We start from the raw sequence: 12,785 nt of genomic DNA, 5'->3' as shown, positions 1-12,785 counted from the left end.
TTTGAGCCTTACGAGGCCGTCCTAGCCGAGAAGGGCGAAGACCCTATCCAGCAGGCCGGCGATGGCGTTTGTCGGGTTGCCCGGGTTGTCGAGCAGGCCGGTGATCGCGCAGAGCAGGTTGCCGAGCAGGTTACCGGCGCCCGGAACGGCGTTGATGTCGAGCGTGATTTGCGAGAGATCCACCTGCAGACCCAGCAGGTCGAGGAAGATCGGCCCGATGTCCAGGAACAGTATGTCGCACGCGCCGCCCGGCTGCAGGGCCGCGGTGGTCGTGAACGCCTGGTCGGTGATCCGGGTGGCATCCCCGGCCGCGTCGGTGGCCGTGCCGTTGAGGACACCGCTGACGACCAGGTCGCCCGCGCCGTTGGTCGAGGCATCCAGGTTCGAGATCGTACCCTCGAACGTGCCGCCGTCGGCCAGCGTGCCGCTGACAGGCAGGGAGCCCGTACCACTACCCGGCTTCGCGGCCTGGGCGCTCGTCGCGCTCGCGAACAGGGTCACCGCCATCAGCACGGCCGCCAGCAGAAACGCCAGGGCACGCGCGGGCAGCGCGAAGCTAGCTTCGCTCTTCACTTGTGTACCTCCTGAGAGGTCGCTTTCACGTCCCCGAAAGGCTACCCGGTCCTACACGGATGTAAACCTTTTGTTACGATTTTTAAGATTCTTTAATACGGCTCGCCGCCGCGCGGTCTGCCATCCACCCTGGTCCGCCGGGGGGTTGGACGAGTTTCGCCGGGTACTCGCGCGGGTCGGCGTCGCCTTCCAGGATCTCCTTCAGGGCCTCTGCCTTGCCCTCCCCGGCGACGAGGAATAAGACCTCCCGCGCCGCGTTCAGGACCGGCGCCGTCAGCGTGATGCGGGTGGTGTCGAGCTTGGGCACGGGATTGGCGACGACCATGCGGTCGGTCACTCCGAGCGCGGAGGTCTCCGGGAAGAGGCTGGCCGTGTGGCCGTCGCCCCCTATGCCGAGCATGATGAGGTCGAAGGCCGGCAGTTCTTCTTCGAAGAAAGTTCGCAGGTCCCGCACGTAGAGGGCGGCTGCTTCTTCCGGGGGCAGCTCTCCGCGCATGGGGTGGACGGAGCCCACGGGGACGTGGTCGAGGAGCGCCTCCCTGGCCGTCCGGTAGTTGGAGTCCTCGTGGTCAGGGGGCACGGTCCGCTCGTCGCCGAAAAAGACGTGGACGCGGGGCCAATCCACGGCGCCCGCGTAATCGCGGGCCAGGATCTCGTACGTGCTCCTCGGGGTCGAGCCGCCGGCGAGGGCGACGGCGAAGCGCCCGCGCCGCGCTATCGCTTCGGCCGCCTTCTCCGCGAAGGCGCCGGCGGCGGCGGCGGCGAGGTCTTCTGGGGTATCAAAGACCTTGACGCTCACAGGTCCAGTACCTCGACGGCCGTGCGGAGGGCGGCTTCGTAGGCCTCGTCGCAACCGCGGTAGCGGAGCTCTTCCCCGACCAGGACGCCGAGGTCGAACGAGCCGAGGCGGACGGTCCGCTCCGCGGCAAGATCCTCGCCGCGCAGGACGGTGGTGCGGACTTCGGCGCGTTCGCGGTGGCGCGAGACCTGGAAGCTGTAGCCGGGCGAGCGGAGCCGGACGCGCCTGAGCCTGGCGTCGGGAGAATCGGGAGAGAGCTCTGCGGAGACTTTCCCGGACGGGCCGGAGAACTCCACCCGGCGGTGGCTCCCGTCGCGGGTCGCGTTCTCGGGGCTCCATCCGAGGGTCGAGGCGAGCCAGCCAAGCAGGAGCAGGGCGCGGCACTCGCCGCCGGGGGCGTATAGGATCTCGACGCTCTCTATCTTCTCCAACTCGTCCGAGCGCTCCGGAGAGCCGAAGGCGTCGGCCAGCAGGGAGCGCCAGGGGGAGAGGCCCACCCACTGCAGGTCGCCCACGGCCGGCATCTCCTTCTCGCCCACCATGGCCGCCATCTCGCGCAGGGTCTCCTCTCGGTCTTCGCGGGCCGCGGAGTCCACGACCACGCGGTCGGCCAGGTCCGCCATCGCGGCGAACTCGGGGGAGAGGGGCGAGAAGGCGCCCGGATACCAGAGAAAGACGGGCAAGTCGGGGAGGAGCAACGGCCCGGCCAGGCTTTCGAGGTGGTTGGCTGGCGGTCCTTCGGCGTGGACGGTTATCTGCTCGGCGCAGACCTGGGCGCCCCCGCCCCTAACGTTGCAGAAGGCGGAGATCCGGACGTCCACGTTCCTCTCGCCGTCCGGGTCGGAGATCAGGACGATGGCACGGGCCGGGTGGCGGCCGGCCAGGTTCGAGACGGCGCGGGTCACGTCCGGGGCCGAGTCCTCGTCGGTCACCACGATCAGGTTCAAGACGCTGGACCGGAGCGCGAGCGTGCCGTCGTCGTTGGCCCGCAGCTTTCCCAGCTCGTGCTCTATCTCCGCGACGCTCATGGCCCCGCCGCCCGGCGACTGCCTGGCCTCCCCGATCACGGGCCGCTCCGCCCTACATCGCCGAAAGCCGAAAGCTGAAGGCTGAAAGCTTTCTTCACGGCCTCCTCCACTCCCGCCCGTCCCGCTCGAGCAGCGCGTCGGCGTCCTCCGGCCCCCAGGTCCCCGCCGGGTAGGGAGAGACCTCCTTCTTCCGCGCCCAGTGTCGCATCACGGGGTCGAGGATGCGCCACGCCCCCTCCGCCTCGTCGGCCCGGATAAAGAGCGTGGGGTCGCCTAGCATCAGGTCGAGCAACAGGCGCTGGTAGGCGTCGGGCGCCTCCTCTAGGAACGCCGTCCCGTATAAGAGGTCCATGTTCACGGAGCTCACCTCGAAGCCGGAGCCGGGGACCTTGGCGCCTATCTTCAGCGACAACCCCTCCTCCGGCTGGACGCGGACGACGAGGACGTTCGGCTCCAGGCCCTCGGTGTCGTCGTGGGCGAAAGGCGTGTGGGGCGAGGAGTGGAACTGGATGGCGACCTCCGTCGCCTTCTTCGGCATCCTCTTCCCTGCCCGCAGAAAGAACGGGACCCCGGCCCACCGCCAGTTGTCCACGAAGAGCCTCAAGCCCACGAAGGTCTCGGTGACGGAGTCGGGGTCCACGTTCTCTTCCTCGCGGTAGCCGATCACCTCCTCGCCGAAGACCCAGCCGCGGGTGTACTGGCCGCGCACGGCGTAGTCGTCAGCCTCCTCATCGGGGATGGGACGGACCGCTTTCAGGACCTTCACCTTCTCCTCGCGCAGCGATTCGGCGTCGAAGGACACCGGCGGCTCCATCGCGGTGAGGCAGAGGACCTGCATCACGTGGTTCTGGACGATGTCGCGCAGGGCGCCGGCCTCCTCGTAGAAGGCGCCGCGGGTCCCGACGCCTATGTCCTCGGCGACCGTGATCTGGACGTGGTCCACGTAGTGCTGGTTCCAGATCGGCTCGAAGATCCCGTTAGCGAAGCGCAGGGCAAGGATGTTCTGGACCGTCTCCTTGCCGAGGTAGTGGTCTATGCGGTAGATCTGGCCCTCGTCGAAGTGGCGCCGGATCTCCTCGTTCAACTCTTTTGCGCTCCCGAGGTCCCGCCCAAAAGGCTTCTCGATCACGAGCCGCGACCACCCGCCGTTCTCCCCCTCGTTCATCCCGGCCTCGCCGAGCCGCTCCACGATGGTTGGGACGAGCGAAGGAGAGGTGGAGAGGTAGAAGGCCCGGTTCCCCTGCGTCCCCCGCTCCTCGTCCAGCTTCTTCAGGAAGCCCTTCAACTCCTCGTAGGTCTCCGGCTTCTTCGAGTCGCCCGGCAGGTAGAAGATGCCGCCGGCGAAGGAATCCCACACGTCGTCGCTGACCCCGCCCGAGACGTGCTCCTCCAGCGTCTCGCGCAGCTTCTTGCGGAACTCCTCGTGGCTCATCTCCGTCCGGGAGAGGCCGACCACCGCGATCTCCATCGGCAACCGCCGCTGCGAGGCGAGCTCGTACAAAGCGGGCACGAGCTTGCGCGAGGTCAGGTCGCCGGAAGCCCCGAAGATGACCACGACGCCCGGATCGGGCACGCGCGGAAGCCGTTGCTCATCCCTCAAGCTGTCAGCCGTCAGCATTCAGCGCTCGGCTTTCGGGGAGGCTTCAGGTTACAGGTTACAGGTTTCGGGTTTTGTCGGCGAAGGTCTCCAGGTTCTTGACGAACGAGGTGAGCATGCGTTTGAGTTCCGTTACTTCTCCCGTCAAGCGTGCGCAATCGGCTTGCTGAAGGATTGAGAGCTCCCGGGCCAGCAGTAGATGGTTCTCGAGTTCGCTGGCGGAGCCGAGGGCAATCTGCAAGAAGCGTGCGAGGTCGGCGTTGCTTCCTCTGCCGCACCCTTAGGCGATATTGGCCGGGATGGCGGCGCAAGAACGTCGCGCCTGACTCGTAGTAAGCCCGTACATCTCTTCTCGGGGAAACGAGGCGGTGACCTCGTAGACGTCCAGCGTCAGACGATGCCCCCTCTCCCACACTTTCAGCTTCCTGAAATCCCGCGCACCAGACCTCCGACTCCAGGTAATCAGCTCCGCGGCCGTTTACCTGAAACCTGAAACCTGAAGCCTGAAACCCCTCCTTCACTTCTGCTCCTGCTCCGGGTATCTCGTGCTCGCCTCCTGTATCGCGTGCCCGCCGAACTGCCCCCGCAACGCGGCGAGCACCTTCATCGCGAACGAGTCGTCCTGGCGGGAGGCGAAGCGGGCGAAGAGGGAGCCTGCTATGGCGTTGGCCGGCACGCTCTCGTCTATGGCTTCCATCACCGTCCAGCGCCCCTCGCCGGAGTCCTCGACGTAGCCCCTGACGCTGTCGAGGTTCGCGTCCTGCTCGAAGGCGTTCTCGGCCAATTCGAGGAGCCAGCTCCTGACGACGCTGCCCTGGTTCCAGAGGCTCGACAGGGCGCGCAGGTCGTAGTCGTAGCGGGACTTCTGGAGGATCTCGAACCCCTCGGCGTAGGCCTGCATCATCCCGTACTCGACCCCGTTGTGGACCATCTTGGCGAAGTGCCCGGCCCCCGCGTCCCCGAGGTAGGCGTACCCGTTGGCCGGCGCGAGCGTCCGGAAGGCCGGCTCGACGTGCTCGAAGGCGTCGGCATCGCCCCCGATCATGGTGCAGTACCCGACGTCGTACCCCCACACGCCGCCCGACACCCCGGCGTCCAGCCACCTGAAGCCCGCGTTCCTGACCTCCCTGGCCCTGGCGACCGAGTCCCTGAAGTAAGAGTTCGCCCCGTCGACGATGATGTCGCCCTCGTCGGCGAGCTTCATGAACTGCTGGATCATGTCGTCCGTCGTGTCCCCCGCCGGCAACATGCTCCACAACACCCGCGGCGACTCCTGCATCGAGACGAACTCCTCGACGCTGTAGGCCCCCTCGGCCCCGGCCGCGACCGCATCGTCCACCTTCCCCGACGAGCGGTTGCCCGCGACAACACGGTGGTCCCCCTTGTCCACCAACCGGCGGACCATGTTGAACCCCATGCGCCCCATGCCGTAAATACCGATGTCCATTGGCCTCCCTTTGGTCGGCGCTGTCAGCTTTCAGCTATCAGCCATCAGCCAAAAGCTGACCGCTGATAGCTAACTGACTAGCTGTCTCCCTTTGTTCTTTATCTCGTCCAGCATCTCGTTGAAGGGGTCGGCGAATTTCTGGATGCCTTCGCGCTCCAGGACGTCGGTTACGTCCTCGTAGTCGAGGCCGGCCTCGCGGAGGTCGTCCAGGAGGCGGACTGCGTCTTCTATGCCTTCTGTGAGGGTTGGCCGGATGTCGCCGTGGTCTTTTACGGCTTCTATGGTCTTCTTGGGCATGGTGTTGACGGTCTCGGGGCCTACCAGGTTGTCGACGTAGACGGTATCTGGGTAGTCGGGGTTCTTTGTCGAGGTGGAGGCCCAGAGGAGGCGTTGGCGGGTGGCGCCCCGTTCTTCGAGGGAGCGCCAGCGGGAGCCGGAGAAGATCTGGCCGTAGACCCTGTAGGCGAGCTTGGCGTTTGCGATGGCCAGCTTGCCCTTGAGGTCTTCGCGGCCGAGCTTTTCGAGGCGGTCGTCGGCCTCGGCGTCTATGCGGGAGACGAAGAAGCTGGCCACGGAGCGGACACCGGATGGGTCGCCGCCGTTCTCTACCAGCCTCTGTATGCCGCGGACGTAGGCGCGGGCCACCTCGCGGTAGCGTTCCAGGGAGAAGATCAGGGTGACGTTAATGCTCTTGCCGCGCGAGATCATCTCCTCTATCGCCACGAGACCTGGCAACGTAGCCGGTATCTTGATGAAGAGGTTTGGCCTGTCGACCATGCCGTGCAGCTTCTCCGCCTCGTCTATGGTGGCCTGGGTGTCGTAGGCGATGTCGGGCTGGACTTCGAGGGAGACGAAACCGTCGACGCCGCCGGAGCTCTCGTAGACGGGCGCCAGGACGTCGCAGGCCTCCTGGATGTCGGTTCCGGCGATGCCCCAGAACATCTCTTTGGGATCGTCGGTGTTACCGGCGAGCTCCTGGAGCTGGTCGTCGTAGAGGTCCGAGTTTCCAACGGCCTTCTGGAAGATGGCCGGGTTCGAAGTGACGCCGACGATGCCGTCTTCGATCATGGCCTGCAGGCCGCCGTTTCTAGTGTCGTCCCTGGAGAGCTCGTCGACCCAGGGCGCCTGCCCCAACTCTCTCATCTTCCCCAAACGCTCGTTCACTTCCGCCTCCTCGTCGTGGAGCTTTGAGTGGGACCGGCTTCGCGGCCCGTTCCGACAGTCTACACCGCTCCGTGCCGGTGGTTCCCGTTCTTCGCCGTCCTTACCTTGCCTGGCGCGAGACCAAACACGCTTGACCCTGTCCTTACGGCAACGTTTACACTCGGGTCGGAGGTCGAGGCTTGAGAGAGCGGTTAAGGATAGGGGAGGTTGCCCGGCTTGTCGGGGTGACGCCCAAGACGGTGCGTTACTACGAAAAGATCGGGCTCCTGAAGGAGGTCGACCGCTCCGGGTCAGGCTACAGGCTCTACTCGGCCGACGACCTGCTCCGCCTGCAACGCGTTAGGAAGCTGCAGTCGCTCGGCCTCTCGTTACGCCAGGTCGGCTCCGTGCTCGGCGAAGGGCGTAGCGAAGCCTCTCTCAGAGACATTCTGAAAGCGCTGCGGGCAGGGGTGGACTCGGAGATAGGAAGTCTGAAGGAACGCCGGAGGCTCCTGGACGAGATGCTCTCACGCGACGAGTTGGAGACCGCGGGCCCCTCCCCCACCTTCGAGAGGGCGATGGAGCTTCTCGGGAAACACCTCGTCGGCCTGGACGAGAAGACGCTCGAACAGGAGAAGAAGCTCTGGTCCATACTCGATGCCTTCGAGTGGCCCGAGGACTACGACCAGGGCAACGAAAGGCTCTTCAGATACTACGCGGATCACCCCGGAGAGTACCGGGACCTCCTCGTCGTCGGCGAACGGCTCTCCTCGCTCGCGGACCTGCCCGAAGACGACCCGAGGGTAGTGGAGGTGGCTGAGGAACTCGTGGCCTACTTCGAGAAGTACCCGCCGCCGGAGTACCTGGGGAATCCGCCTTGGACGGCGGACGATCCGACAGGACGGACGATGATCGAGCTCATGCTCTCGAGCATGTCCCCGGCCCAGCAGCGCGTCATGGCCCTGATCGGCGAATGGGCCGAAGCCGGAGAAAAGGAGGACGCCGGTGCCTGAAGAACGCGAGAGGGGCGCCGGGCTCAGGGACTTGCTCTCCTTCGCAGGGCCGCACAGGGGGACCATAATCCTGGCGACGGCGCTCGGCCTGGTGGGCGCCCTGGCGGCGCTGGCCCAGCCGCTCCTCGTGGGCGAGGTCTTGAAGTCGGTGAGGACCGGCGGGTCGGTATTCCAACCGGCCGCGTTGCTCGTCGCCCTCTTCGTCCTCGACGCGGCCTTCTCGGGTTTTCAGGGCTACCTGATGGGCAGGACCGGGGAGGGCGTGGTCTTTGGCGTTCGGCGGGCGCTCGTCGGCCGGCTGCTCAGGATGACGGTTGCCGAGCACGACAGGCGGCGAACCGGAGACCTGCTGTCGCGCGTGGGCACCGATACCACCCTGCTCAAGGCCGCGCTCGCCCAGAGCCTGACGAACATCGTGGTCGGGGTGGTCGTCTTCGTTGGCGCGATCCTCTTGATGGCCTTGATAGATCCCCTGTTGCTGGCCGTGGCGCTGGCCTGCGTCGCGGTCGCGACGGCGGTGGTCCTCGTGGTAGCCACGAGAGTCAGGGAGGCGACGGAAGAGGCGCAGGAGAGGGTGGGCACCCTGGGCGCGGCGCTAGAGCGGGCGATACGGGCGATCCGGACCGTCAAGATCGGCCGCGCCGAGGACCGCGAGGAGGAAGCCATCTCGGGCGAGGCCGGGGCCGCCTACGAGGCGGGGGTCCGCGCCGCGGCTTACGAGGCCCTGATCGGGCCCGCCACCAACGTCGCCCTCCAGGGTTCTTTCGTGCTCGTGCTCGGCGTCGGCGGTGCCAGGCTCGCCTCGGGCGACCTTGCCCTCGAGGACCTCGTAGCCTTCCTCCTCTACCTGCTCTACCTCGTCGGCCCCCTCGTTATCGTCTTCTCCTCTTTTGCCGAGCTGCAGCAGGGGCTCGCGGCGATGGGCCGCATCCGCGAGGTGCTCGAAAGCCCCGTGGAGAGATCTTCCGGCGCCACGCCCGGACCGGAACACCCGGCAGCCCCGGTCGCCCGGCTGGACCGCGTCGGCTTCGGCTACGGGCCGGACCGTCCGGTGCTGAACGGGGTCTCTTTCGAGGTCACCGGGCCCGGCCTCACCGCGCTCGTCGGCCCTTCAGGGGCCGGCAAATCCACGGTTTTCTCCCTGCTCGTGCGCTTCTACGAGGCCGATTCCGGGACCGTGGAGTTGAACGGAACCGACGTGCGGCAGCTGCCCCTAAACGAGCTCCGCGGACGGGTTGCCTACGTGGAACAGGACGCGCCGGTCCTCGCCGGCACCGTCCGCCAGAACCTCCTCTACGCGAACCCGGACGCGACGGGAGAGGACCTCAACGAAGTTATCGGCCTGGCCAACCTGCACCGCTTCATAGAGAAGCTGCCGAACGGCCTGGACACCGAAGTCGGCGACGGCGGAACACTGCTCTCCGGCGGAGAGCGACAGAGGATAGCCCTGGCCCGGATGCTCCTGTGCAAGCCCGGCCTGCTCCTGCTCGACGAGGTGACGAGCCAGCTCGACGCCGGAAACGAGAGGGCGCTCAAAGAGACGATCAGCAAAGTCACCAAACGCTGCGCCGTCGTCGTCATAGCCCACCGGCTATCGACCGTCGTGGAGGCAGGCAAGATTCTGTTGCTCGACGGCGGCCGGCTCACAGCCGAAGGCACCCACGACGAACTGCTGGAGAACAGTCCCCTCTACGGGACGCTCGTCCGGACGCAGATGATCGAGGCGGAGGGCCTCTCCAACGGGGACAGATCTCTGAAAGCCTGAGGCCGCCCGCCCTCGAACGTTCGAGGGGACGCCAAACGCTACCCGCAAAAAGAAGGCCAACCCTCATTTCAGGGCTGGCCTTCAAAACTGTGCGGACCGGGTTCCCTAGAAGGGGATATCCTCGAAATCGCTTTCGTTGATATCCACGTCTTCGCGCTGGCCGCCCCGTCTGCCGCTGCCACCGCTCCGGCCGCCCGAGGCACCGTTGCCGCCGCCCTCGCCGCCTTCGCCCCGGCCGCCGAGGAACTGGACGTTATCGGCGGTGATGTCGACCTTGCTTCTCTTGGAGCCGTCCTGGGCCTCCCAGGTACGGTACTGGAGACGTCCCTCGACGAGGATCGGGTCGCCCTTCTTCTTGTAGTTGGCGATCGTCTCGCCGAGCTCGCGCCAGGCGGAGATGTCGAAGAAGTCGACCTCCTCGGAGCGGGATCGGACCCTGTTAACGGCGAGGCCGAAAGAGCAGACCGGCACACCGTCGTTGGTGAACCTTAGTTCGGGATCTCGCGTCAAGTTCCCCGCGAGGATCACCCTGTTGAAACTGACCACGGTTGCTTCCTCCTGTTCTTTGTCTCGCCCGCTAACTCTACAGGAACATGCTCGGTTCTCAAGCGCCTGGGCTTTAGCTGGGAGGCATCGGGCAACAGGTTTCAGGCATCAGGGATGGTCGACGGGTCCCGACTTCGCGCCCCTGAAGGAGGCGGCCTGCAGCCTGTGGCCTCTGGATCAAGGCCTGGTGACGGCGACCTCGATCTCCTGGTCTTTGATAGTCACGATAACGTCCCCGTCCTCGTCGTTCCGGAACACCCTGGCGCCGGACCCGCGAAGTCTCTCCAACGTCTCCGGCGTCGGGTGGCCGTAGGAGTTGTCGGCGCCTACCTGGATCACGGCCACTTTCGGCCGAAACCGCCCGAGAAAGAGCGGCGTCGATGAGGTGTTGGAACCGTGGTGTGTGACTTTCAAGAGCGTGAGTGGTCCGGTATACGGACCGTTCGCCATGTACTCCTCGCTCTTGGCCTCGGCGTCGCCGGCGAGCAGGATGCGGGCGGCGCCGTGGGTGAGCAAGATGCCGACGGAGTTGTCGTTGGTCTCGGAGAAGAGGCCACCCTCGGCCTCGGTCGGGGGCGCGACGACATCGGCCTGAACCCCGCCCCACTCCATCCGCATCCCGGCGCGAACGACCTCGGTATCGGAGCCCTCGTCGCGGGCGCCGCGCAGGAAGGTGTTGTAGGTGAGGGTGCCTTTGGGGTCGCCGGAGAGGTAGACGGTCTCGACCTGGAAGGCGTCGAAGACGTCTAGAAAGCCGCCGATGTGGTCGGCGTCGGGGTTGCTCACGACGATGCCGTCGAGGTCTCTGACGCCCCGGTCGCGGAGGAAATCAACTATGTTCGGGCCCTCCTCGGCCCTGCCGGCGTCGATCAAGTAACTCTCGCCACCCGCCTGCACGAGCACGCTGTCGCCCTGGCCGACGTCTATAAAGCCGACCGAGAGGGAGCCCGAGGGCGGGGGGTCGGCGCCGCCGGACGGGCCCCGGCAGGCGGCCAGGGACAGTATCAGGAAGAGCAGGACGGCGGCGAAGAGACGCCCGCGAGACCCAGCCAGTGGGGCATCGGTAGGGCGGCCTGCTCCGGAGGTCTGCTCTGGCTTGTGGGCGTTTCGCGCCGTGGTCCACCCCTGTCGCTCGGATCGAGGTGGGTATACGGCGCGTGGGGCGTTCTTCTTAAACGGGGGTGAATCTAGGTGAGGGGGGATTTCGCGTCGCTGCGAAAGAGGAGTTCGGCCCTGTCGACCACTTCCAGCACCGTCTCCAGGGAGGGGTTGTCCAGCTCGAAGCGGTGGTCACCCAGGCGGGCGACCGCCGTTCTGTCGGGTTCGGGGGGGAGCTCGATCCAGGCCACCCTGCCGTCCGGGTCCGGCCCCTCCGGGCGGCTGCAGATCACGGCCTGCGGCGCGAAGCGGTCGAGTCCTTCCTTCAGGGCGTCGGCCCCTGTTGCCTCCACCTCCACGCCGGGACGCAGGACCTGGATCGCCGACGATATCGCCCCCTGGTAGGCGCGGTACTCTTCTTCGAACGCTACTAGCAGCCGCATTTCTGTCGGCCCGCCTCTCAAATCCACAACCCCTTCGCCTGTAGTCGTCCGCGGCGCGTAAGCGGAGCCCGCGTCCCGCAGGACGGCACTCGCTACCCAACGAGTTGCCTCGCCGCCGCGAGGATGTCGTCTACGCACACCCCCGTGGTGAGCACTTCGGAGGTACCCCATTGCCTGGCGACGTTTTCGCGGCTCGCGGTCAGCCCTAGCACCGTGGCACCCGACGCCTTCTCACCCAACTCGCGGATAAACTCTTCCGCTCCACCGCCGGGGAGGTCGAGGTCCACGACTGCCAGGTCCAGTTCGCCGTTCAAGCCTTCGAGGGCCGCGCTCGCTTCTTCCGGCGAGGAGATATCCGCGTAGACTTCGAAACCGGCCCGGTATTCCAGCATCACCGCCAGGGCCTGCCGGAAGACGGCGTGGTCGTCGAGGATCATGATCCGCCCGGTCTTGCCGTTTATCTCGCCTGTCGGGGGTACACCCCTATCTTCTGTGTTCGGTCGCATGATCAAAGCATCTCCTCCTTACCTTTTCGGTCTTTCTTCTCCCGGCTCCCCGAAGGGAGGGGGAAACGACCTTGCGGACGACTCGCGCGGTCCGCGGGTAAGGAGCGTCAGCCGGGGCGCTCGTTGGGTGGGCGTGGAGCGGAGCTGGGTACCAGGGGTTCGCGCGAGTGCCACGAGACCTCGCCGTCTACGCGCGGGAGTACGGCGGAGAACGGGGCCAGGACCGCGAACTGGTGGAAGAGCTTCTCGGCGGCGCCGCCGCAAGACCCGGACTGGCCGGAGGTAAGGGAGTTGCCCGAGGAGCAACCGGGGGAGACGGGCGCGGGAGGCGGCGCCGGGAAGCTCGCGGGCGGCGCGCTATCGGCCGGCGACCCGGGCCCTCCCCAAACACCCTTGGCCGCCTGCTTCAGCCCATCCGCCAGGTTCTCGACACTTTCTTCGATCAGGGCCCCGACGCGTTCCGGAACGGTCCCAAGAAGTACGGTCGCCGACCGCACCAGCCCGCCCGCCAGACGCCCGACGATTCCGTCTCTCTCACCGGCGCCCGCGGCTTCCACGACATCCCCTTCTGAAACGACGTCCCTGGCAGCCATGCTCTTCAACGCCAGGCGGGAAGCCTCCGGCCCGGTCTGGGGCGTCTTCTCGGCGGAAGCCGCAGGAGTGTCCCGTACGTCCGGCTTCGGGGCGGGGCCGTCGGGGATCGGCGCGGGTTCGTGCGCCGCCGGCTCGTCCATCGGGACCGCGGCGGTAGGGCCGGGGTCCGTCACCGCCGCGGAACCACCGGGCGAGGCCACCTTCTCTGAAGGTACCGGAGGCGCGGGAGCGGG

General features: G+C 66.6%; 13 protein-coding genes and 1 pseudogene. 2 read left to right on the top strand and 12 right to left on the bottom strand.

Annotated elements, in window-relative coordinates; all coding sequences use genetic code 11:
• Positions 1–21: 21 nt before the first annotated feature.
• The 7 genes and pseudogenes from GBA63_RS00345 to tal form a co-directional block, all read right to left on the bottom strand.
• Positions 22–573 (bottom strand): ABC transporter substrate-binding protein, encoded by a 552-nt coding sequence (locus tag GBA63_RS00345; protein WP_166172406.1) that lies wholly within the window; start codon positions 571–573, stop codon positions 22–24.
• 82 nt (positions 574–655) lie between these two features.
• Positions 656–1,372: a 6-phosphogluconolactonase gene (pgl, locus tag GBA63_RS00340; protein WP_166172404.1), complete on the bottom strand. Its 717-nt coding sequence runs from the start codon at positions 1,370–1,372 to the stop codon at positions 656–658.
• The gene (locus GBA63_RS00335; RefSeq protein WP_166172402.1) at positions 1,369–2,439 is read right to left on the bottom strand and encodes a glucose-6-phosphate dehydrogenase assembly protein OpcA; all 1,071 of its coding nucleotides are present in this window, start codon (positions 2,437–2,439) and stop codon (positions 1,369–1,371) included. The genes pgl and GBA63_RS00335 overlap by 4 nt, the downstream gene beginning before the upstream one ends.
• 55 nt (positions 2,440–2,494) lie before the next feature.
• Positions 2,495–3,973: a glucose-6-phosphate dehydrogenase gene (zwf, locus tag GBA63_RS00330; RefSeq protein ID WP_228282244.1), complete on the bottom strand. Its 1,479-nt coding sequence runs from the start codon at positions 3,971–3,973 to the stop codon at positions 2,495–2,497.
• Between the two features lie 82 nt (positions 3,974–4,055).
• Positions 4,056–4,412 (bottom strand): annotated as a pseudogene (locus GBA63_RS24220) (four helix bundle protein).
• Positions 4,413–4,514: 102 nt separating this feature from the next.
• The gene (gene gnd / locus GBA63_RS00320) at positions 4,515–5,444 is read right to left on the bottom strand and encodes a phosphogluconate dehydrogenase (NAD(+)-dependent, decarboxylating) (protein WP_166172398.1); all 930 of its coding nucleotides are present in this window, start codon (positions 5,442–5,444) and stop codon (positions 4,515–4,517) included.
• 69 nt (positions 5,445–5,513) lie between these two features.
• A complete protein-coding gene (gene tal / locus GBA63_RS00315) occupies positions 5,514–6,608 on the bottom strand; it encodes a transaldolase (RefSeq protein WP_166172396.1) in 1,095 nt (364 codons plus the stop codon).
• 179 nt (positions 6,609–6,787) lie between these two features.
• On the opposite strand from tal, the gene GBA63_RS00310 reads away from it, so the two are divergent.
• Both GBA63_RS00310 and GBA63_RS00305 read left to right on the top strand, forming a co-directional pair.
• On the top strand, positions 6,788–7,600 hold the full coding sequence (locus GBA63_RS00310) for a MerR family transcriptional regulator (protein ID WP_166172394.1): 813 nt from the start codon (positions 6,788–6,790) through the stop codon (positions 7,598–7,600).
• A complete protein-coding gene (locus GBA63_RS00305) occupies positions 7,593–9,365 on the top strand; it encodes an ABC transporter ATP-binding protein (RefSeq protein WP_166172392.1) in 1,773 nt (590 codons plus the stop codon). The genes GBA63_RS00310 and GBA63_RS00305 overlap by 8 nt, the downstream gene beginning before the upstream one ends.
• Positions 9,366–9,470: 105 nt before the next feature.
• Here the strand turns inward: GBA63_RS00305 and GBA63_RS00300 are convergent, their stop codons facing one another.
• From GBA63_RS00300 to GBA63_RS00280, 5 genes are all read right to left on the bottom strand, one after another.
• On the bottom strand, positions 9,471–9,911 hold the full coding sequence (locus GBA63_RS00300) for a single-stranded DNA-binding protein (RefSeq protein WP_166172390.1): 441 nt from the start codon (positions 9,909–9,911) through the stop codon (positions 9,471–9,473).
• A gap of 177 nt (positions 9,912–10,088) precedes the next feature.
• Positions 10,089–10,838, bottom strand: a complete 750-nt coding sequence (locus GBA63_RS00295) for a ComEC/Rec2 family competence protein (RefSeq protein WP_228282420.1) — start codon at positions 10,836–10,838, stop codon at positions 10,089–10,091.
• Positions 10,839–11,098: 260 nt separating this feature from the next.
• Entirely contained in the window at positions 11,099–11,452 is a 354-nt protein-coding gene (locus GBA63_RS00290) for a hypothetical protein (RefSeq protein ID WP_166172386.1), read from the bottom strand.
• A 92-nt stretch (positions 11,453–11,544) separates the two neighbouring features.
• Positions 11,545–11,958 carry a response regulator gene (locus GBA63_RS00285; RefSeq protein WP_166172384.1) on the bottom strand — a complete coding sequence of 138 codons (414 nt, stop codon included), beginning with the start codon at positions 11,956–11,958 and terminating at the stop codon, positions 11,545–11,547.
• A gap of 107 nt (positions 11,959–12,065) precedes the next feature.
• Complete coding sequence (locus GBA63_RS00280; RefSeq protein WP_166172382.1) at positions 12,066–12,752, bottom strand: hypothetical protein; 687 nt, start codon at positions 12,750–12,752, stop codon at positions 12,066–12,068.
• Between the last annotated feature and the right edge of the window lie 33 nt (positions 12,753–12,785).

The organism is Rubrobacter tropicus (assembly GCF_011492945.1).
In the GTDB taxonomy this organism is placed as follows: domain Bacteria; phylum Actinomycetota; class Rubrobacteria; order Rubrobacterales; family Rubrobacteraceae; genus Rubrobacter_D; species Rubrobacter_D tropicus.
The sequence above is the reverse complement of the archived record's forward strand: the minus strand, read 5'-3'. Positions and strand labels throughout refer to the sequence as shown.

What these genes read in the sequence shown, in the direction of transcription:
- gnd (WP_166172398.1), bottom strand. Translation starts at nt 5,444, where the DNA reads ATGGACATCGGTATTTACGGCATGGGGCGCATGGGGTTCAACATGGTC.
- GBA63_RS00290 (WP_166172386.1), bottom strand. Translation starts at nt 11,452, where the DNA reads ATGCGGCTGCTAGTAGCGTTCGAAGAAGAGTACCGCGCCTACCAGGGG.
- GBA63_RS00285 (WP_166172384.1), bottom strand. Translation starts at nt 11,958, where the DNA reads ATGCGACCGAACACAGAAGATAGGGGTGTACCCCCGACAGGCGAGATA.